Raw genomic sequence first — 21310 nt, 5'->3', positions numbered from 1 at the left:
TCGTATTTCGTATATTTCTCAACTATTTGAAAGCTTAGTATCCCGTATTATCTAAAATTACCAGCAAAGCTAAATAGCCTTGCTGGTTTTTCTTGTGTGTGCCTTCAATGAAATCGTTTTATAAACTAATTAAAAATTTTCCTAGTTTTATTAAAATAAATGCTATAAAAAAAATACTAATGCCAATCCCTATAATTCCCCATTCATTATTTTTATCGTTTTCGTCGTCCCATGCCGCTTGAACATCTATGTCATCGAAGTATCTTTTTAGTTTTAGTACAGAATCTAAATACGTCTGGTTATTAATTATGTACTCTTCAACATTAATAATAATTGGTGAAAACTCATCATCTCCAAAAAAGCTGTATACCCCCAAAGGATTAGAATTCAATTCTTCTTTTATCTCAACTAAGATAACTAAGTATTCAGTAGTTAGTATAGAAGAATATTCGTTCATAAACTTATTAATTACATCTTTAATTTGTTGTTGATATTCAATCATCAGTGTAAGTCTCATAACTTCTTCATCTTTTACATATTCACACATTACACCATCTTCTGTTTGTTCAAAGTAATTTTTTTTAATAATAATGATATCTTTTTGAAAATCCTTATGAACATTTTCTTTAAAGTATGGGGCTAAGTCTTGAAACATAAAATTATTTTCTGGAAGATCCTTAGTGAAATGGGTATCATGCTTGTTCATAATTAAATACTTGTATTTCTGCAATATTAAATTAATAAGCCTTTTATGCGGGCGTTTAATAATTCTATATAGCTTACTTTTTTCATTAAAGATTTTCTTCCTATCAATAATTTTAGTAATTAAAATTGTACTTACAACCAAGCTTATTACATCAACAAACGCACTTGGTAAAACCGATGCCCAAAATATCGAAGCATCTTCTATTTTTAATTGATTGTACAACCAGCTAATTAATACGAGAATGCTAAAGCCAATAATAATTATTATTGGATAAGCATACTCACCCATGATCTTTTTCAAACAGTTTCCTCCCTCTATAAATATTGATACATCAGTTAACTGTATAGGGTATATTATATTTGATATCATCATAAATAAAAAAGATTGAAGCTAATTTGCTTCAATCTTCCATACTCACGCATCCCTGTACACACGCTCGCCGTATTTTTTATTAGCCCCAATCTAGCCCCACTTAGCCCCAAAGCAATACAATTTTATGCTTTACTTTGCATTATTAAAAAGTACATAAAGAAGGTATAAAGCTTTAAAATAAAGGGATTACAACCCATTATCTATTGAGTTTGCAATGAAGTAAAACTACAGATTCTAATTATTAAGAGTAATAAAAAATCTTTATATAGCAATTGTTAAGGGGCTGTTCGTTATGAACTAGCCCTTTTTTATTTGAATTTTGACTAAATACCGGTCCGAATGCTGCTTCCATTCCCATAAGAACATGCCAAAGATACGTAAATCATATAAGGTGCGTTCCTTAAATGTTCTGCAATGATCTTCATATTTGAATAAAGATTTAATTTACCTCATATACTCCACTGATGTAATTGATTACAGAAGGGAGGATACAATGTTTACGCAATATAAATATTGGAAGCCTTTTATTAGCCCATTCGATCCATGTCCACCTATAAGGGTTAAAAGTTTTTCTACACCGCCTCAATTATATATGGGTTTTCAACCGCCTGGGCTACCACAATATCAAACCCCTAAAGAAGCTCTCAGATCTGGCACGTTATGGCCTCAATTATTTAGCCCCTATCCGAATCCCCAAGAAGGAGGGATGAAGAATGAGTAAAGAAATGCCACCAGAATTTTATAAATTACTTGAAGAAATACAAGCCATTGATTTTGTCATAGTGGAATTAAATCTTTATTTAGATACTCATCCTCACGATTATGATGCTATTCAACAATTTAACGAAAACACTGAAATAAGTATGCGACTGAAGGTTGAATTTGAGCAAAAATTTGGTCCGCTTATGAATTTTGGGAGAAGTTATTCAAATTATCCTTTTAATTGGATTGATACACCTTGGCCATGGCAAGTCTAACTTCTTTCAGCAAATGTTTTAGTAGCGAAAGCAAGGCGTCAGCTACAATTGTTTTGGTAGCGAAAGCAAAGCGTCAGCTACAAATGTTTTAGTAGCGAAACATCTGCTGAAAAAAAGGAGTTCTTTGTGCAAGCACGAAGCCTATTCCGGACGCAATGATGCCGAGGCATCATTGATTATGAGTACCTAGGAGGAATTATTTTTGTGGTATTATGAAAAGAAGCTCCAGTATCCTGTAAGGGTGAGTACATGTAACCCTATGCTAGCTAAGTATTTAATCGAGCAGTATGGTGGTGCAGATGGAGAATTAGCAGCAGCACTTCGGTATATGAATCAGCGCTATACTATTCCTGATAAAGTAGTGGGATTGTTAACCGATATAGCAACAGAGGAATTTTCACACTTAGAAATGATTGCCACGATGATTTATAAACTTACGAAGGATGCCACTCCAGAGATGCTAAAAGAGGCAGGTCTTGGAGAACACTATGCCAATCATGACAGGGCATTATTTTATCAGAATGCAGCTGGATCACCGTTTACGGCAACTTATATTCAGGCTAAAGGGGATCCGATTGCTGATTTGTATGAGGATATTGCAGCTGAAGAAAAAGCACGAGCGACCTATCAGTGGATTATTGATTTATCTGATGACACTGATTTGAATGATAGCCTGAAATTTTTACGTGAACGAGAAATTGTCCATTCTCTACGTTTCAGAGAGGCTGTAGAGATTTTAAAAGACGATAGAGATAGCAAGAAAGTCTTTTAAAAAAGGTAGCTGGCTGTTTCGAGGGAAAATTTCCTTTTGACACAGCCTATTTTAATCTAATCCTTTTTCTATTCAATATTTGAAAATACAGTAAGATCTTTTCTGTGACCGATCATAACTAATATATCTCTTTCTTCTAAAATCTGTTCAGTAGAGGGCAAAATGGTAATATTGCCATCTCGAACTATGGCAATTACACTGACATTATATTTTGCTCGAATGTCTAAATCTCGTAGATTTTGACCGGCCATTTTAGCAGGAATCATAATTTCCTCTATACTGTATTCTTTTGACAATTCAATATAATTTAGCATATTTGGTGAAAGAAGCTGATTGGCTACTCGTTCCCCCATATCTCTTTCAGGGTAAATAATCCATTCGGCACCAACTTTGTCTAACACTTGCCCATGTCTTTTTCCAAGAGCCTTTGCAATTATCTTTTTGATTCCTAGCTCTTTTAATAATGAGACAGTTAAAATACTTGATTGCATATCTATACCTATGGCGACAATGACACAATCGAAATTTCTTATCCCTATGGAGTTTAGTGCTTTTTCTTCTGTCGTATCAGCAACTACTGCATGTGTAACATAAGGTTCGGCATCTTCGACTCTTTCCTCATTAATATCGATTCCTAAAACTTCATGACCAGCTTCATACAATTTGCGGGCTACGCTTACTCCAAACCTACCAAGACCTATGACAGCATATTGTTTGATAGTCATTGTACTCATCGCTCCTTTATCATGGTTACCCAATCATAATCTTTCCTTTTGGATGACGGAAAGCCTCTGTTTTCCGACGATTTGTGATGGCAAAGGCAATTGTTAAGGGGCCTAATCTTCCTGCAAACATTGTTAATATGATAAGAAGACGGCCGCCAGTTGATAGCTCGGGAGTTAGCCCCATTGAAAGTCCAGCGGTTCCAAATGCAGAGGTAGCCTCAAATAAATACATCATAAAACTATGACGTTGCTCAATAATACTTAAGACAATGGTAACAAGTACGACAATCATCATTCCACACATTGTGACTGTTAAAGCTTTTAGAATCGTGTCATTAACAATTCTACGTTTAAAAAGTACAACATCTTCTTTTCCTTTTATTTGACACCACATCGTAGCAACTAAAACAGCGAAAGTCGTTATTTTAATACCCCCAGCAGTCGATCCAGAACCGCCTCCGATAAACATTAGCCAAATTATTAAAATTAGTGTTGAATGTGTTAAATCACTAATAGGAAGGGTATTAGAGCCAGCAGTTCTTGGTGTAACAGCCTGGTATAATGAACCAAGAAATTTGCCCCATTCAGATAATGGTCCAAGGGTTTTACTATTTCCGTATTCAAATAAGAAAATTAAAAGCGTCGAACCGACTGTTAAAATAAGCGTTGTAGATAATACAATTTTTGTATGCACTGAAAGTCGTTTTGTTCCGCGGTATTCATATAGTTCATTTATAACAATAAACCCTAAGCCTCCAATCGTAATAAGTGCGCAAATAGTTAATACGACGAAAGGATCATCAACGTATTCTGTTAAGCCCTTAAAGCCACCCATTAAATCAAATCCGGCATTATTAAAATTCGATATGGCATGGAAAAATCCGAAATAAAAGGCTTTACCTATAGGCATATCGAAAGAAAATCGAATAGATAATATTAGGCCACCTATCATTTCAATTAGTGCAGTAAATAGCAGTATCCTTTTAACCAATCTAACTAGACCAGCTATTGTAACGTTATTAAATGCCTCCTTTAACAAAAGCCTTTCTTTTAAAGAAATCTTTTTTCCTAATAGCAAAAATAATAACGTCGCGAACGTCATAAAGCCTAATCCACCAATTTGGATAAGAAAAAGAATAATTAATTCTCCAAATATCGAAAATGTATCACCGGTATCTACAACAACCAATCCTGTTACACAGGTAGCAGAGGTAGCAGTAAATAAAGCATCTAAAAATGAAAGACCTTTACCATCAGCCGTTGCAATGGGGAGTGTTAACAAAAATGTTCCGATTAAAATGATAGTGGCAAAGCCTAGCACAAGAATTTTTGGAGGATTTAATTTATTTTTTAATGTTTTCATTTTTTCTCCTCATTGAACGATTAATTTTAAATTATGTTTGTTTATTGTTGTCCAAAAGCAAGCTGAAAATTCTTACGGTAATCAAACCAAAAAATTCACCATATTATTTCGTACACTTTCTATTGACCATTTTTAGACAATACGTTATAATTCTTTAGTACACAGCAGATGGTTATTTGCCTATTTGTGTATTGACGTGTGTTCGGAGGGAGGGAAAGAGAGATGTCAAAAACTGTCGTTCGCAAAAACGAATCGCTTGAAGATGCTCTTCGCCGCTTCAAACGTACTGTATCAAAAAGTGGTACAATTCAAGAAGTTAGAAAGCGCGAGTTCTACGAAAAACCTAGCGTTAAACGTAAAAAGAAATCAGAAGCTGCACGTAAACGTAAGTGGTAATTTAATTTCCCATTAAAAATCCCTACGTTCATAACACGCAATTGTATGATTCACTGAGCAGACAAAAATATACCTGAAATTAATCCATTTCGATTAATTTCAGGTATTTTACATTCTGCTCAAATATACGTACATATTGGAGAAGCCGAATGTGATCACTGCGATTCATTCGGCTTTTTATGTTACATACTAATTGCTATTAAAAGTCCCACAGATTAAAAATTCACTGTATAATAAAATTATTAAGATTTGTGAAACTTTTTGCATGGTCAGTCGTATATACAGAAGAGAAGCATGTTAGAAGGGAGGGAAAAAGATGCGGAGACGGAGAATCCTCAGCTATTTATTAGTTATTTGGATGACATTTTTGTTAGCGTTTCCATTAACGTCGGCTTTTGCAAGTAGCAAGGTCTACCACATACCTATTCATAACGAAGTAGAACGAGGACTTCACGCATTTTTAGAACGAGCTTTTAAAGAGGCGGAAGAAAACTATGCAGAGGCGATTATTTTAGACATTCATACGCCTGGCGGTTTCGTGAATGCAGCGGGTGACATTGCTATGCTTATGGATGCGACGGATATACGTACGATTGCGTATATTAACAAAGACGCGCATTCTGCAGGTGCCTTTTTAGCCTTACATGCGGATGAAATCTATATGGTGCCAAATGGAACGATCGGGGCGGCTGCAGTTATTGACTCTGCAGGAAATGCAGCAGACTTAAAGGCTCACAGTGCATGGGTTGCTCAAATGGAGGCAGCTGCAGAATCGAAAAACCGCATTCCAAAATATGCACGAGCAATGGCTGATGCATCTGTTGATTTACCAGAATTTCGAGCAGAAAAAGGGAAATTATTAACTTTATCTGCTTCGGAGGCAGAAAAGGTTGGTTATTCTAAGGGGACGGTTTCGAATTTCCAAGATCTTTTAAAAGTAACGCAATTAAATGGTAGTGAAATCGTTCCAATTGAACCTACTTTTGCTGAAAAACTTGCTCGTTTTATTACGAATCCGATTATAGTTCCGATTTTATTGTCGATTGCAAGCTTGGGACTTGTAGTTGAGCTATATTCGCCAGGTTTCGGCGTTCCGGGTATAATGGGATTGTCAGCACTTGGATTATTTTTCTTCGGTCATATGGTGGCGGGCCTGGCAGGTTATGAAGCATTACTTTTATTCATTGTAGGCTTAGCGCTGATTGTTGCGGAATTTTTTGTCCCCGGAGGTATTGTTGGTATTTTAGGTGGCGTGTTAATATTACTAAGTCTAATACTGGCAGGTGCAAACATGATGCAAATGATTATAGCGATTTTCGTTGCGCTTGTTGTAGCGATAATAGGAATGGTGATCCTGATGAAATTTTTCGGTAAAAAATTGCATGTTTTAAACAAGCTAGTCTTGATGGATGCGACAACGTCGGAAGAAGGCTATGTGTCTAACGTTAATCGCACAGAGTTACTTGGAAAAGTGGGTAAAACGATTACACCACTTCGTCCAGCGGGTACAATACAATTTGGTAGTGAACGCATTGATGTAGTATCGGAAGGTGGCTATGTTGATGCAGAGAAACATGTAGAAATTATTAAAGTAGAAGGCTCACGAATTGTTGTGAGACAAACAGAAAAAGAGTTGGAGGAATAGCAAATGGGATTTGATTTAGCTTTAATAGGTCCAATTGCCGGTCTAGTCTTATTATTTATTGTTGTCGTGGTATTCTTTACCTTTGTACCAGTGGCATTGTGGATTTCTGCGCTTGCAGCAGGTGTCCGTGTTAGTATTTTCACATTAATCGGGATGCGTTTACGTCGTGTAATTCCGTCACGAATTGTGAACCCGTTAATTAAAGCACATAAAGCAGGTTTACCTGTTACGATTAACCAACTAGAAAGTCATTATTTAGCAGGTGGTAATGTTGACCGAGTAGTCAATGCACTAATCGCGGCGCACCGTGCGAATATCGAATTAACATTTGAACGCTGTGCAGCCATTGATTTAGCGGGTCGTGATGTATTAGAAGCTGTACAAATGTCTGTTAACCCGAAAGTTATTGAAACACCATTTATTGCAGGTGTTGCTATGAACGGGATTGAAGTAAAAGCGAAGGCACGTATTACAGTGCGCGCAAACATTGAACGTTTAGTCGGTGGTGCGGGTGAAGAAACGGTTATTGCCCGTGTAGGTGAAGGGATCGTTTCTACAATTGGTAGCGCCTCTAGTCATACGACAGTTCTTGAAAATCCTGATATGATTTCTCAAACTGTATTAGCAAAAGGCTTAGATTCTGGTACAGCGTTTGAAATCTTATCGATCGATATTGCTGACGTTGATATCGGCAAAAACATTGGTGCAGAATTACAAATTGAACAAGCACAGGCAGATAAAAACATTGCCCAAGCAAAAGCAGAGGAACGTCGTGCAATGGCCGTAGCAAACGAGCAAGAAATGATTGCCCGTGTACAAGAGATGAAAGCAAAAGTAGTAGAAGCAGAAGCTGAGGTACCACAGGCAATGGCAGAAGCTCTGCGCTCGGGTAATCTTGGTATAATGGATTACATGAACTACCGCAACATTCAAGCGGATACAGCTATGCGAGACTCCATTTCAAAAGTAAGCTCAGATAAGTCTGAAACAAATGAACCTAATGCATAAAAAAACGGAAAGGAGCGGTACTAATAAATGGAACAATTAATTATAATAGCGATAATTGCCATAGTCAGCTCTATTTTCGGGAAATCAAAAAATAAAAAAGAACAAAAAACAATGCCGCCTTTTAATAAGGGTTCGCATGTTGAGCCTCCTGTCATTCATAAAGCTGAGGAAATTCCACAACAACGTCCAACTGCTAAACCGCAAAGCTTTGAGGATTTTGCACGTGAATTTTTAGGTGAATGGAACAATGAACAGCCTAAAGTAGAAGAGTCGAAGAAAATTGTCGAAGAAACAGTAAAAGAGGAAGTGCCAAGCTATGCAGCACCACCGTTAATCCCAACTGAGACAGTCAGTCGTACCACAAAAAGAGAGAGTATTGGTCGTTTGGCAGCGGAAAAAAAAGACGTGGAAGTAGCTGAATCCCATTCGGCTTTTCAATTACCAACGTCAAAAAAATCATTAATGCAGGCAATTGTAATGGCAGAGGTTTTAGGTCCACCAAAAGCAAAAAGAAAATAATCAGCATGTCCTCCTTTTTCGATGCATATATTGCCGAAGAAGGAGGCATTTTTTTATGAGAAAACTATTTCAATTAACGCCACTACTTGAATTATTACAATATGAAACATTGAAAATCATTGGCCCATATCGTTTTCTACATGCTGATGCTTCGTCATGCTCTTTTATCTATGCAGATTATCATATTACCGTGCGTGGAAAATCAGTGGAAATTAATGCTCTTAAAGAAGAAATGCTTCATCTTTCTGTAGAGGATTTACAGGAGCTCCATATGAAAATGACAAAGGATATGGGTGTGAGCAATGATGTGGAATAATCGGCCAATAATCATACGTATAAAGCGCCATGAAAATGTTCATCCTTTTATTCAAGCATTGCATGCACAACATGTGCCATTAAAGCGTGTTGTCTTTCGTGAGCAAGAGGTTGCCTTTGAAACAACTATGCACTATCTATCAAAAATTCGCCGTGTACGTAGGCGTTACCGACTTAAAATGGCTGTTTATTATGCTGATGAGCTTCAAGTTTTTCGAGCACAGATTTGGACTTTGCTTGGCCTAGCGATGATGGTATTAATACCATTGCTATGTGCACAAGTTATTTGGCGTGTCGACATTGAAGCAGCTTCACCAGAATTAGAGCAACGTTTAGGAAAGACCTTTCAAGATACATTTCAATTAGAAACACCTATGTCTAAAAAAGTTTTACCTTCAGATGCTGTCATTCGTCAGAAGCTATTAGAAGAGCATCGAGATCTTTCTTGGGTGCATATTGAAAAGTATGGCGGACGTGTGATTTTACGACCTCAGGAGTCACCAAAACAAACTAAGGCAACGAATGAAAAGCTTGCGACCCATTTAGTAGCAACGAAAAGCGGTGTTATTACTCATTTTAATATTCAAAATGGTGAGCGGAAAATTTCAGTGAATGATACTGCATACGAAGGTGATATTCTCGTAAGTGGTGTAATTGAAAGTGGGGAAGATCAAGTCTTTGTTGGTGCAAAGGGAGAGGTCTATGCTGATTATTGGCTTGAATGTTCATTTAAAATTCCAACAAAGCTAAGGATGGAAACGCTACAACAGAAGCAATGGCGTGTATTAGTTAAGGGCATTCATAATGAAAAGGTTGATTATGTACAAAAGAAAGATTTACCTAATTGGCTCGATCCATATGTTTCAATTGTTGAGGAACAGTACACTAAAAAAATGCAGGTAGAGCTTAATGAATCCAAAATAGATTCATTGCTCATACCATTACTACATGAAAAGGTGCTACGTTCATTACCTGCGAAAACGGTTATAAAAAAAGAAAACCTTTTACAGGTAAAGTGGGGGAATGGTACAGTTGAAGGGAAAGTTCTATTTTTAGTCAATGAAAACATTGCCAGTCCAATACAAGGCCTACAAGGAGAATGATTATGTCAGAACATTTAACTGTATTACAAGTGGATAATCCAAACGAAGCGGTCATGCTACTCGGAATTTCAGATGCAAATATGAAATTAATCGAAGAGGCTTTACAAGTCCACATTATTACACGTGGTGAACAAATTCAGCTTACTGGTGAAGAGGATGCGAAGGAACAAGCGACTTTTCTTTTACATGAACTCTTGAAGGTCATTCGCAAAGGAATTAATATTGACCAACGTGATGTTGCAACTGCTATTGAAATGACACAAAAAGGAACTATTGAATATTTTGCAGAACTTTATGATGAAGAAATAGCACGCACGACGAAAGGAAAGCCTATTCGTGCAAAAACAATCGGTCAACGAGAATACATACAAGCAATCCGTCACAAAGACGTTGTTTTTGGTATCGGTCCTGCTGGTACTGGGAAAACGTATTTAGCGGTAGTCATGGCAACACAGGCGCTAAAAAATGGGCACGTAAAGCGTATTATTTTAACTCGCCCTGCAGTAGAGGCAGGCGAGTCTCTGGGCTTTCTTCCGGGGGATTTAAAGGAAAAGGTAGATCCATATTTACGCCCTCTTTATGACGCTCTAAACGATATATACGGGACAGAACAAACTCAACGACTTATTGAACGAGGCACAATCGAAATTGCACCTTTAGCGTATATGCGTGGCCGTACATTAGACGATGCCTTTGTTATTTTAGATGAAGCCCAAAATACGACGCATCAGCAAATGAAGATGTTTTTAACGCGACTAGGCTTTGGCTCAAAAATGGTCATTACAGGCGATAAAACACAAATCGATCTACCGAAAAATACGGAATCTGGATTAATCGTAGCAGAGCGTACACTAAAGTATGTTAAATCTATACATTTCCAAACTCTAGAACAAGGCGATGTAGTACGTCACCCAATCGTAGCAAAAATCATCCAAGCCTACGAAGAACAGCAACTTTAATATGACCGCTTAGCGGTCATATTAAAGTCTGCACCGAAAGTGGAGTGAAACGGAACGGCAGGTGCAACGGGTTTAAAAAAGTCTGCACCGAAAGCGAAGTGAAACGTAGCGGCAGGTGCAACAGGTTTAGAGCTACTACGACGGATATAAAATTTAACAAACGTGAAAATACTTGGAAAATGGAAAAATTTGTGACAGCTATACAATTTGTATAGCTGTTTTTTTGCTTTCTTATACATTTTTCGGGAAAAATGTTTTTTGAATTGGTATGATAGTAGGTAGATAGAGGAGGTGCCAGATGGAGAAACAACTTCGAAAATTTACAGAACTTATTGGTTTCCGCTACTTTTTAATTGTCGTTCTCATCTTAACAGGAGCCCTGCAATTTGCCTTTATGTATGGCAATGTTAAAGGTGTTACATATGATTTTAAACCATTACAACTAGCGCCTGAAACTGTACGATCTACTAAAACGATAGAAGATACTTATAAAACGCAACAGGAACGAGAAAAAGCAACAAATGCAGTTGGACCAGTCTATCAATTTTCTGAGGATGTTGCTAAACAGCGAGCTGCAATTGTAACATCTTTATTTGACTATGTTCTTGACGTGAAGGAGGAAGTTAGTAGCAGCAAAGAACCTGTTCCAATTGTCGATCAAGTGGCGCAACTCCGCAAAAAATTTGAATCTATTGATTCAGATCAAATGCCAATTGTTTTTACTGATTCACAGCTAGAAGGTTTGTTAATACAAAGTGAAGCAGATTTAAAAAGAACAAGTACGCAACTATCGAAACTCGTGAAGGAATATTTACAAAAATCCATTCGTTCAGAAAATGTATTTGCGTCTCAAAATGATTTTGAGACAAAAATTCGCGGACAACAAGGCTATCCAGATAAAATATTCAATACGGTAGTTTTAATTGGACGTACAAGTATTATCGAAAACGAAACGATTAACGAGGAACAAACGAAGATTCGAAAGGAACAGGCGAGGGAATCTGTTGAGCCTACTCGAATTCTCCAAGGGCAAATTATCGTACAAGAAGGGCAAATCATTGATAATGAAGCGTTTCGTCAATTAGAGCTTCTAGGTATGGTAAGTAATAAAGCATCGATGAAACCGATTGCAGGGCTTATTATTTTAATACTTCTGCAAATGATGTTCATGTTTATTTTGTTTGAACGCTGGGGTACGGATGAACACAAGAAGCGTAATGCCTTATTGGTAACAGTGATTGTTTTTGGTTTGTCCATCCTGATAATGAAATTTATTAGCCTTGTGGCAAGTGGCTTTGATGTTACTGTTGCCTTTCTATTCCCGACAGCGTTGGCAACGATGCTTGTACGGCTTTTAGCGGATGATCGTGCTGCAGTTCTAATTACAGTTATGACAGCTTCATCTGCTGGTGTGATTTTTCAAGAGGGCTATTCATCTGTCATGCAGATGGAAATTACACTGTATATTATTTTTGGAGGCTTTGCGAGTTTATTCTTTTTGCGTAGTGTGGAAAAGCGTTCGCATATTTTACATGCAGTAGGTGTCATAGGGCTAGTAAATATGTCGTTTATCGCATTTTATTTACTAATGACACAATCATCCTATGGTTTGTCAGAATGGATGTTTTACTTTATAGCAGCAATGATATCGGCTCTACTATCAGGGGCTCTTACAATGGGTCTCTTACCATTCTTTGAGTCAGCATTTAGTTTATTATCGTCGTTGCGTTTAATTGAACTATCGAACCCAAACCATCCATTGCTGAAAAAATTACTAATGGAAGCTCCAGGAACATATCATCATAGTGTAATGGTGGCGAACTTAGCAGAGGCAGCATGTGAGGAAATTGGAGCAGATGGATTGTTGGCACGTGTAGGATGCTATTATCATGATATTGGCAAAACGAAGCGTCCTGCCTTTTTCATTGAGAATCAAATGTCTGGTATTAATCCGCATGATTCATTGGCCCCAGAAACAAGCGCAGAAATTATAATCGCACATACAACTGACGGGGCTGAAATGCTAAGACGTTATAAGATGCCACAGGAAATTATCGATATTGCCTTGCAGCATCACGGATCTAGTCTGTTAAAATACTTCTACTTTAAAGCGAAGGAAGAAGGAAAATGTTTAGATGATACAAAGTACAGATATCCGGGACCGAAACCGCAAACGAAGGAAGCGGCAGTTATTAGTGTTGCAGACAGCGTTGAAGCAGCTGTTCGATCAATGAAGGAACCGAATGCAGAAAAAATTCAAAAGCTGGTACGAGCGATTATTGATGATCGAGTACAAGACAATCAATTTGATGAATGCGATATTTCAATAAAAGAGTTAAAATGTATAGAGCGAGTTCTTTGTGAAACGTTGAATGGAATTTTCCACTCACGTATTGAATATCCAAAGGCAGATAAGTAGGAGGATCTATGATTTTAACAATTGATTTTACAGATGAAACAAATGAAGTAGATGCTGAGCATATGGAGCTTGTTGAAAAGCTTTTACAGCATGCTGCGAAAATAGAAAATATTGAGCCGGAAACAGAAGTGTCAGTGACGTTTGTGACAAATGAAGTGATTCAAGAAATAAACCGAGAATATCGTGACAAGGATCAACCCACAGATGTTATTTCGTTTGCCCTTGAGGAATTAGGCGAAGGAGAAATGGAAGTAACATTTGAAGGGATGCCACGTGTTTTAGGAGATATTATTATTTCAACGGATCGTACGAAAGAACAAGCAGAAGAATATGGGCATTCATTTGAGCGAGAATTAGGTTTTTTAGCGGTCCACGGTTTCTTACATCTACTTGGCTATGATCATATGGTTCCAGAAGATGAAAAGGTGATGTTCGGTAAGCAGGATGAGATTTTACAATCTTACGGCTTAGGACGAGAATAAATGAATGTTCGCAAATTTGTACGCTCTTTTGGGTATGCCTTTAAAGGTATTATTACAGCCTGCGCGGAGCAAAATTTTAAATCCCACTTACTAAGTGCAGGAATAGCTTTGATTGCTGGCTATTTTACGGAATTATCACGTATAGAATGGTATATTGTATTGTTATTAATTGCTCTTATGTTTGCACTTGAAATGATTAATACAGCAATTGAACGAGTAGTGGATTTAGCTTCACCTACTATCCATCCACTTGCTAAACAGGCTAAAGATCTTGCAGCGGGCGCAGTACTTGTATTTGCGATATTCAGTGCTATAATCGGATTACTCATATTTATACCGAAATGGTTTTGATATTACTAATCGGTTATGAAGTAGTAGCAGTTGTGTTGGAGAATTATGATTTATTAGACTCATCACCAAAGATTAGCGAAGGATATTTGTTAAGCCGTGTGATAGGTTGATTGTAGTGGTGGCTGGATGACTCCTTGCGGCTCATCGGGCGCCCACAGAAAAGCGACAAGCCGGAACAGAAATCAACCCCACGTTATAACGATGAGCTATTTATGATGTAAAGGAGAACATTGATGACAATTGATATGCAAGCATTACTAGCGGAATCAAAAAAAGCGCGTGAAAAGGCGTATGTACCTTATTCAAAATTTAAAGTTGGCGCTGCACTTTTAACGAAAAATGGAGAGGTTGTTCATGGCTGTAACATTGAAAATGCTGGCTATAGTATGACCAATTGTGCTGAGCGTACAGCATTTTTCAAAGCTGTGTCGGAAGGTATTTATGACTTTGAGGCGATTGCTATTGTAGCTGATACGGATGGACCTTGTGCGCCATGCGGGGCTTGTCGTCAAGTGATGATGGAATTTTGTGAGCCATCTATGCCTGTTTATTTAACAAATTTAAAAGGTGATGTCACGGTAACGTCTGTAGGCGAATTACTACCGTTTGCATTTACAACGGAGGATTTAGAGAATGCTGGAAACTAACAATGGCTACAAGTCAGGTTTTATCTCCATAATCGGTCGACCAAATGTAGGGAAATCAACATTTTTAAACCGTGTTATTGGTCAAAAAATCGCGATTATGAGTGATAAACCACAAACAACACGAAATAAAGTACAAGGTGTACTAACATCAAATGATAGCCAAATGATTTTTATCGATACACCAGGAATCCACAAACCGAAACATAAGCTAGGGGATTTTATGCTAAAGGTTTCTAAAAATACATTGCGTGAAGTGGATGTTATTATGTTCATGGTGAATGCAGAACAGAAACTTGGGAAGGGTGACGAATTCATCCTTGAAATGCTGGCGGGTAATCCAACGCCTGTCTTCCTAGTGATTAATAAAATAGATCAAATTCACCCTGATGAATTGATAGGAATTATTGAAAGCTACAAAGAGCGTTATGACTTTGCAGAAATAGTACCGATTTCAGCATTACAAGGGAATAATGTAGAAAATTTATTAGCAACATTAGGTAAATATTTACCAGAGGGTCCACAATATTACCCAGCAGATCAAGTAACAGATCATCCTGAGCGTTTTATTATTTCAGAGTTAATTCGTGAAAAAGTGTTACATTTAACGCGTGAAGAAATACCTCATTCCATTGCTGTTGTTATTGATAAAATTCGCCGTGATGAAGAAAATGAAGATAAAATTCGTGTAGCAGCAACGATTATCGTGGAAAGGGATTCTCAAAAAGGGATTGTCATTGGTAAACGTGGTGCGCTATTAAAAGAAGTAGGGATACGTGCAAGAAAAGATATTGAAATGCTTCTTGGTTCAAAAGTGTATTTAGAGCTTTGGGTAAAGGTGCAAAAGGATTGGCGAAATAAATCAACACATTTACGTGACTTCGGTTTCCGTGATGATGAATATTAATAGGTCATGCTGTTAAGTTACGAAACAACTTTACATCATAACCATTTATGTCTGTAGTTTGAAATGGAGCTGTCCAAAAGTCTTTGGAGAGCTCTATTTTCATGCGAGGCTTGTAGAAAGGAGGAGAATCGATGCTTCATAAATGGGAAGGGATTGTTCTAAAGGTACGGGCCTATGGAGAATCAAATAAAATTGTAACATTACTAACAAGAGAAGCAGGAAAGGTTGCAACGATGGCTCGAGGTGCGAAGAAGCCTTCAAGTAGATTAGCATCTGTGACACAGCCATTTACCTATGGCGTGTTTATGGTACAGCAACATACTGGTATGGGGACATTGCAACAAGGTGAGCATCTCAATTCCATGCGCCATATTCGTGAGGATATAATGGCAACGGCATATGCAAGTTATATAATGGAACTTGTCGAGCGTGTAGTAGAAGAAGGGAAAGCTGAACCATTTGCATTTGATGTACTTCTACAAGCATTACAAGCAATTGAGGAAGGTTATGACCCAGAGGCCATTACATTGTTCGTAGAATGGAAAATGCTACCCTATACAGGTGTGCAGCCTGTATTACATGCCTGTGCTGCTTGTGGTTCAGTAGATGGTGAATTTGCATATTCTTTTACGCAGGGAGGCTTTTTATGTCATCGCTGTTATCATCATGATCCTTATATCATTCGATTAACACCAACCCAGCTTAAGCTTATTCGCATGTTCTATACTGTGCCGATTGACCAGATTGGGAAATTAGAATTGAAAAAAGAAACAAAGTATTTTATAAAAAAAATAATAACAACAATTTACGAAGAACAAACAGGAATTCGTTTTAAAACAAAAAAATTTATCGAGCAGCTTGAGAGAACGCCTGAATTACAGTTAAGAACAAGTGCTGATCAAGAAAAAATGCCAGAAGATCATTAACATTGATCTTCTGGCATTTTACATTAAAGTTCTTCTTGATCATCCATGGATTCGTAATAAGTAGTCCATTTATCAGTGATTTTTAGAAAGTTTATATATAGGTATGCTGTTTCACCATTTTTACCTGTAATATGTAAAATAGCGGGACCTTCTGCTAGTGATGTAACATTTACTTTGTTTTCTTTCATTGAAGCTTTTACAGCTGCTGGCTCAAACGATAGATCATCACTCGAAAACATTAACTCATCTGTAATTCGGTACAATTCAATACTACGCACGAAATCATACGTGTCGACATCAGCAGCCACCATTTGTTGCTGTGTATCATTGGTGAATGTTAGCCATATATTGCCCATTATTATAGAAAGTGTTGCTGAATTATCGATAAGGCTATAAGTTGAGCGGTAAGTTTTCTACATAATCCTCTTCATTCACTTCTTTAAGTGTTGTTTGCAGCTTTCCATTTATGTTCTTCACATGTACTCAGTAAAAGAAATCCATAAATTCTGGACTCCATCATGTAATCTTCTTCATCCCATATGAAAATACCCTCTGCAGGCTTAATGCCGCCATAAGAAGCGAAGATATAGTCCTGAATCAATTGACTAGCATAAACGGAGCGAGCCAGTAGAGCAGCGAAGGCTAAAAGCATCACGTCCAGTAATAACGCTTTCGTGACTAAAAACCTATTGTCCCAAGCGGCTCTTGGACGCCCAAAATCGGAACGGAAATCAATCCCCACATAAGGATGAGCTAAATAATCGCTATTTTTTCAATGATTCTTAGTGAAAATCGAGTAGTTATTTTGTCAAAATATTAATGGTAGTATTAATTTCTTGCTGATCGTATTAGGACAAATTGATTAATGATTTATAATAATTTAGTTTTTTACAGAAATATTATTTTTGAGAGAAATTTTCTAAAATTTTATAAATATACACTTTTATATTCGGATATATAGGTCTTTATATCTTTGTTATTTAAAATTAATATCTGTTATTAAATGGTGGTATTAGGTATAAATAATTAATAATTGGGATGTTTTCAATATAAACATAGTAGTAACTAATCATTCGAGTCCCATATACTAGTTGAAAAGGCATTTTAATCTATGATATTGTAAAGGATATAGATAAACTATTCTTGTATTACTTATACGTTTGAAACCTATTGAAAACTAGACTAATTCATATAGATCTGACATGCATATAAAATGTAAAAAATGCCTCTATCAGCAAAAGATTTTTTTAGAACAACAACGCAGTCTTATGGAAGAAGGAGGGGGTCACATAATGCTCGAACATTGCGTATGTGGCAGAAAATATGCTAAGAAAAGTGACTTTAAGTATTGAAGAAGTTAAAGCAAATGATATTTTAGCAGAAGATATTTTTTCTGAATATCGTTTATTAGCTAAAAAAGATCTAGTTTTAACGGAGCGAATTATTGCCTTACTTAAACTTAGAAAAGTAGACGAATTATCTATTTATTTACCATCTGATTCAGTCCGAATTGTTCATGATTTAAGTGCTCAGCGTACAATGGATTACGAGGGTGTATTTGCACCACTTATAGACAAAAAGAATGAGGTAATAGATGAGTATAAAGAATCAGTAAGTAAACTTTTTATGACTACATTAGAGAATGTTGTGCATGAATTGCGCTATGGTCAAATTTTAAAAAGCATCCAGGATACTGCTTATGTTCGAGGTGTTTTTGAAAAAATTTTAGAGAAGAAACATCGCTATGATTTATTAATGCGATTAAAAGAATGGGATGAGTATTCCTTTGTTCATTCATTTGATGTTTTCGTATTAGGTACGATTTTTGCACGTTATTTAGGTTTAACGGATATCGAAACGCTAGCAAGGGGCTATTTGTTCCATGATATTGGGAAGGTATGTATTCCACAAAAAATTTTAAATCTAAAACGAAAATTATCAGAAGATGAGTTTGATATTATCAAAACACATACGACTAAAGGTTATGAGCTACTCATAGAAAATGGGGAGGAAGAGATTGCCTATTTTGCACGAGATCATCATGAGCGCTTTGCCGGTCAAGGTTATCCGAATCAACTCTGTGCGGATGATATGAGTGAGGGAGTTCAATTACTGCAAATAATTGATGTTTATTCAGCAATGACATCAAAACGTGTGTACCATTCGGGATATGCTGCAACAGATGCATTAGCTGTTATATATCGTGATCGACATTTATATAACGAGAAATTTATGCACAAATTTGTGGAATGCTTAGGGATTTATCCTGTCAACTCGGTTGTTCAGTTATCTGATAATCGAAGTGCTCAAGTAGAGCTTGTTTATGATCTATTCCCAACGCTACCTAAAGTTAAACTGTTAGATGAACAAAAGTCTATGATTTTACCTTTGAATTATAGTGTGAAAATTGTGAAAATGATAGATTATCGAACAAACAGCTTTGAAGAAATTTTTAACTTATTTATAGAACAGTTAATTCGCTGTGACGAAAATAAATTAAGAATCTATTTTAATAAATTAATAGACCATTTACACCCAAAAGAGATTGTTTTAAAAATATTCTTACCTGCCTTTCGAATTCTACGTTTATTAACGAAAGAAATTCAAACGGATATGACGAAATATAGAAATTCTATTAATATTCTTAAGAAATTATTAGAAGAGCAACTAAATGTATTATATATGGATTATCAGCATGAGCAAACGACTATATTAGTTGTAGAAACCTCACTTCGTGAAAATTTCTTCATTAAGCTTGTACAAAGCATTTTGTATATTGACAAAATTGTGCCGTTCTTTATTAATCCAGATGATGACCAGCGGATTACACAATTAATGGAGCATTGCGACGTAAATGTCGCTTACTTTATTGAGGATGAGTTACCAGTTGGGAAACGAGTTCGCCCAATGCGTGAAGGAACATTCCTTTTTTATTCGCTTGTAGATATTGAAGAATTACTCATAAGTTTAGTCGGTATGAGTATGAAAAGGTTTTCATTTGAGGAGAAGATGCAGGAGCGCTTGTTTTCGTCATTAAAGGCATAGCAAGAGGGAGTCGCTTATAAGGCGACTCCCTCTTTATATACTTCATAATTTAGAATTGAAGGTGTTTTTCAATGTATGCTTTAACATCTGCAATTGGCATACGAACTTGAGACATTGAATCGCGATGACGTACCGTTACTTGACCATCCTCTTGTGAGTCAAAGTCGTATGTGATACAGAATGGTGTACCAATTTCATCTTGGCGACGGTAACGTTTACCGATTGATTGTGACTCGTCAAAGTCAACAGGGAATGCTTTGCGAAGCTCTGCCCAAACATTAGTAGCCTCATCTGAAAGCTTTTTAGAAAGTGGTAGGACTGCAGCTTTAAATGGCGCTAGAGCAGGGTGGAAGCGTAAAACTGTACGCTTATCATCGCCTTCAAGCTCTTCCTCGTCATAAGCATCGCATAGGAATGCTAATGTTACACGGTCTGCACCTAAAGAAGGCTCGATACAATATGGAACATAACGTTCGTTTGTTACTGGATCGATGTAAGTGAAATCTTCACCAGAATGCTCCATATGTTGTTTTAAATCGTAATCTGTGCGATCCGCTACGCCCCAAAGCTCGCCCCAACCGAATGGGAATTTAAATTCGATATCAGTTGTAGCATTTGAGTAGTGAGACAATTCGTCATCTTCATGATCGCGAAGACGCATAGACTCTTCGTTCATGCCTAAGTTTAATAACCAATTTTTACAAAATTCTTTCCAGTATGCGTGCCATTCAAGGTCCTCGCCTGGCTTACAGAAAAATTCAAGTTCCATTTGTTCAAATTCACGTGTACGGAAAGTGAAGTTACCTGGAGTAATTTCGTTACGGAATGATTTACCAATTTGTGCAATACCGAATGGTGTACGTTTACGCATAGAACGTTGTACGTTTTTAAAGTTCACGAAAATACCTTGTGCTGTTTCTGGGCGTAAATAAATTTCGTTAGTAGAAGATTCTGTTACACCTTGGAATGTTTTAAACATTAAATTGAATTGGCGAATATCTGTAAAATCAGCTTTGCCACAATCCGGACATACTACGTCATACTTAACCATCGTTTCTTTCATTTGGTCAAATGTCATACCATCAACAATAATTTCATCGCCTTTAGCTAGCGCAGCGTCTTCGATGATTTTGTCAGCACGATGGCGCGCTTTACATGCCTTACAATCAATCATTGGATCATTAAAGTTGCCAACGTGACCAGAAGCCACCCAAGCTTTTGGATTCATTAAAATTGCAGCATCTATCCCAACATTGTGCTCTGATTCTTGGACAAATTTTTGCCACCATGCTTTTTTAATATTGTTTTTTAATTCAACACCTAGTGGACCGTAATCCCAAGTGTTTGCTAAGCCTCCATAGATTTCAGAACCTGGAAAGACAAAGCCGCGATGCTTCGCTAATGATACGATTGTTTCCATTGATTTGTTAGCCATAAAAATAGCCTCCTTCTAGTTTATATAAAGAGTTTTGACGAATTTATACAAACTATCGATAGTATATAAATTCGCCAGAGATATTTTTTAATTTAGTACGGACTAAATTAAAAATAGCACCCGTCTCCGGGCACAATAAATGCCCAGGGACGAGTGCTAAAACCCGCGGTTCCACCCTGATTGTTTTAAACGAGTTGTTTAAAACCTCTTTTTAAAAAGTTAGCTCAAGGAGTGCCTTTTC

23 protein-coding genes are annotated in these 21310 nt (G+C 36.9%); 17 read left to right on the top strand and 6 right to left on the bottom strand.

From position 1 onward, the window contains the following. Positions 1–118: 118 nt before the first annotated feature. Positions 119–1006 carry a hypothetical protein gene (locus AN161_RS15480; RefSeq protein ID WP_053595238.1) on the bottom strand — a complete coding sequence of 296 codons (888 nt, stop codon included), beginning with the start codon at positions 1004–1006 and terminating at the stop codon, positions 119–121. Between the two features lie 565 nt (positions 1007–1571). Here AN161_RS15480 and AN161_RS15475 point away from each other — a divergent pair. The 3 genes from AN161_RS15475 (at position 1572) to AN161_RS15465 (ending at position 2827) form a co-directional block, all read left to right on the top strand. Further along, the gene (locus AN161_RS15475; RefSeq protein ID WP_053595237.1) at positions 1572–1799 is read left to right on the top strand and encodes a spore coat associated protein CotJA; all 228 of its coding nucleotides are present in this window, start codon (positions 1572–1574) and stop codon (positions 1797–1799) included. Further along, positions 1792–2055 (top strand): spore coat protein CotJB, encoded by a 264-nt coding sequence (locus AN161_RS15470; RefSeq protein WP_053595236.1) that lies wholly within the window; start codon positions 1792–1794, stop codon positions 2053–2055. Before AN161_RS15475 ends, AN161_RS15470 begins: the two co-directional genes overlap by 8 nt. A gap of 202 nt (positions 2056–2257) precedes the next feature. Beyond that, positions 2258–2827: a manganese catalase family protein gene (locus AN161_RS15465; RefSeq protein ID WP_053595235.1), complete on the top strand. Its 570-nt coding sequence runs from the start codon at positions 2258–2260 to the stop codon at positions 2825–2827. A 68-nt stretch (positions 2828–2895) separates the two neighbouring features. Here AN161_RS15465 and AN161_RS15460 read toward each other — a convergent pair whose 3' ends face one another. Both AN161_RS15460 and AN161_RS15455 read right to left on the bottom strand, forming a co-directional pair. Further along, the gene (locus AN161_RS15460) at positions 2896–3552 is read right to left on the bottom strand and encodes a TrkA family potassium uptake protein (protein ID WP_053595313.1); all 657 of its coding nucleotides are present in this window, start codon (positions 3550–3552) and stop codon (positions 2896–2898) included. Positions 3553–3577: 25 nt separating this feature from the next. Next, complete coding sequence (locus AN161_RS15455; RefSeq protein ID WP_053595234.1) at positions 3578–4915, bottom strand: TrkH family potassium uptake protein; 1338 nt, start codon at positions 4913–4915, stop codon at positions 3578–3580. 222 nt (positions 4916–5137) lie between these two features. Here AN161_RS15455 and rpsU point away from each other — a divergent pair, with 222 nt between their 5' ends. The 13 genes from rpsU (at position 5138) to recO (ending at position 16589) form a co-directional block, all read left to right on the top strand. After that, on the top strand, positions 5138–5311 hold the full coding sequence (rpsU, locus tag AN161_RS15450; RefSeq protein ID WP_004227078.1) for a 30S ribosomal protein S21: 174 nt from the start codon (positions 5138–5140) through the stop codon (positions 5309–5311). A gap of 316 nt (positions 5312–5627) precedes the next feature. Further along, positions 5628–6956: a nodulation protein NfeD gene (locus tag AN161_RS15445; protein WP_053595233.1), complete on the top strand. Its 1329-nt coding sequence runs from the start codon at positions 5628–5630 to the stop codon at positions 6954–6956. 3 nt (positions 6957–6959) lie between these two features. Continuing rightward, positions 6960–7964: a flotillin-like protein FloA gene (gene floA / locus AN161_RS15440; protein ID WP_053595232.1), complete on the top strand. Its 1005-nt coding sequence runs from the start codon at positions 6960–6962 to the stop codon at positions 7962–7964. Between the two features lie 27 nt (positions 7965–7991). Continuing rightward, on the top strand, positions 7992–8483 hold the full coding sequence (locus AN161_RS15435; RefSeq protein WP_053595231.1) for a hypothetical protein: 492 nt from the start codon (positions 7992–7994) through the stop codon (positions 8481–8483). A 55-nt stretch (positions 8484–8538) separates the two neighbouring features. Continuing rightward, positions 8539–8799 carry a hypothetical protein gene (locus AN161_RS15430; protein WP_053595230.1) on the top strand — a complete coding sequence of 87 codons (261 nt, stop codon included), beginning with the start codon at positions 8539–8541 and terminating at the stop codon, positions 8797–8799. Next, the gene (locus tag AN161_RS15425; protein ID WP_241774575.1) at positions 8786–9901 is read left to right on the top strand and encodes a sporulation protein YqfD; all 1116 of its coding nucleotides are present in this window, start codon (positions 8786–8788) and stop codon (positions 9899–9901) included. The genes AN161_RS15430 and AN161_RS15425 overlap by 14 nt, the downstream gene beginning before the upstream one ends. A 2-nt stretch (positions 9902–9903) precedes the next feature. After that, a complete protein-coding gene (locus tag AN161_RS15420) occupies positions 9904–10860 on the top strand; it encodes a PhoH family protein (RefSeq protein WP_053595228.1) in 957 nt (318 codons plus the stop codon). Between the two features lie 298 nt (positions 10861–11158). Then, complete coding sequence (locus AN161_RS15415; protein ID WP_053595227.1) at positions 11159–13279, top strand: HD family phosphohydrolase; 2121 nt, start codon at positions 11159–11161, stop codon at positions 13277–13279. Positions 13280–13287: 8 nt separating this feature from the next. After that, the gene (ybeY, locus tag AN161_RS15410) at positions 13288–13761 is read left to right on the top strand and encodes an rRNA maturation RNase YbeY (RefSeq protein ID WP_053595226.1); all 474 of its coding nucleotides are present in this window, start codon (positions 13288–13290) and stop codon (positions 13759–13761) included. Then, on the top strand, positions 13762–14112 hold the full coding sequence (locus tag AN161_RS15405) for a diacylglycerol kinase family protein (protein ID WP_053595225.1): 351 nt from the start codon (positions 13762–13764) through the stop codon (positions 14110–14112). Between the two features lie 233 nt (positions 14113–14345). Further along, positions 14346–14759, top strand: coding sequence for a cytidine deaminase (locus AN161_RS15400; protein WP_082340130.1), 414 nt, complete (start codon positions 14346–14348; stop codon positions 14757–14759). Beyond that, positions 14746–15663, top strand: a complete 918-nt coding sequence (gene era, locus AN161_RS15395) for a GTPase Era (RefSeq protein ID WP_053595224.1) — start codon at positions 14746–14748, stop codon at positions 15661–15663. The genes AN161_RS15400 and era overlap by 14 nt, the downstream gene beginning before the upstream one ends. Positions 15664–15794: 131 nt before the next feature. Further along, the gene (gene recO, locus AN161_RS15390) at positions 15795–16589 is read left to right on the top strand and encodes a DNA repair protein RecO (RefSeq protein WP_053595223.1); all 795 of its coding nucleotides are present in this window, start codon (positions 15795–15797) and stop codon (positions 16587–16589) included. Between the two features lie 23 nt (positions 16590–16612). On the opposite strand, the gene AN161_RS15385 is transcribed toward recO, so the two are convergent. After that, positions 16613–16945 carry a hypothetical protein gene (locus AN161_RS15385; RefSeq protein ID WP_143114837.1) on the bottom strand — a complete coding sequence of 111 codons (333 nt, stop codon included), beginning with the start codon at positions 16943–16945 and terminating at the stop codon, positions 16613–16615. An 83-nt stretch (positions 16946–17028) separates the two neighbouring features. Further along, a complete protein-coding gene (locus tag AN161_RS15380) occupies positions 17029–17331 on the bottom strand; it encodes a hypothetical protein (RefSeq protein WP_053595221.1) in 303 nt (100 codons plus the stop codon). 581 nt (positions 17332–17912) lie between these two features. On the opposite strand from AN161_RS15380, the gene AN161_RS15375 reads away from it, so the two are divergent. Continuing rightward, on the top strand, positions 17913–19634 hold the full coding sequence (locus AN161_RS15375; protein WP_053595311.1) for an HD domain-containing phosphohydrolase: 1722 nt from the start codon (positions 17913–17915) through the stop codon (positions 19632–19634). A 49-nt stretch (positions 19635–19683) separates the two neighbouring features. Here AN161_RS15375 and AN161_RS15370 read toward each other — a convergent pair whose 3' ends face one another. Further along, positions 19684–21069 carry a glycine--tRNA ligase gene (locus AN161_RS15370; RefSeq protein WP_053595220.1) on the bottom strand — a complete coding sequence of 462 codons (1386 nt, stop codon included), beginning with the start codon at positions 21067–21069 and terminating at the stop codon, positions 19684–19686. Between the last annotated feature and the right edge of the window lie 241 nt (positions 21070–21310).

Origin of the sequence: Lysinibacillus sp. FJAT-14222, from assembly GCF_001278875.1 — a bacterium.
GTDB lineage: Bacteria > Bacillota > Bacilli > Bacillales_A > Planococcaceae > Lysinibacillus > Lysinibacillus agricola.
The sequence above is the reverse complement of the archived record's forward strand: the minus strand, read 5'-3'. Positions and strand labels throughout refer to the sequence as shown.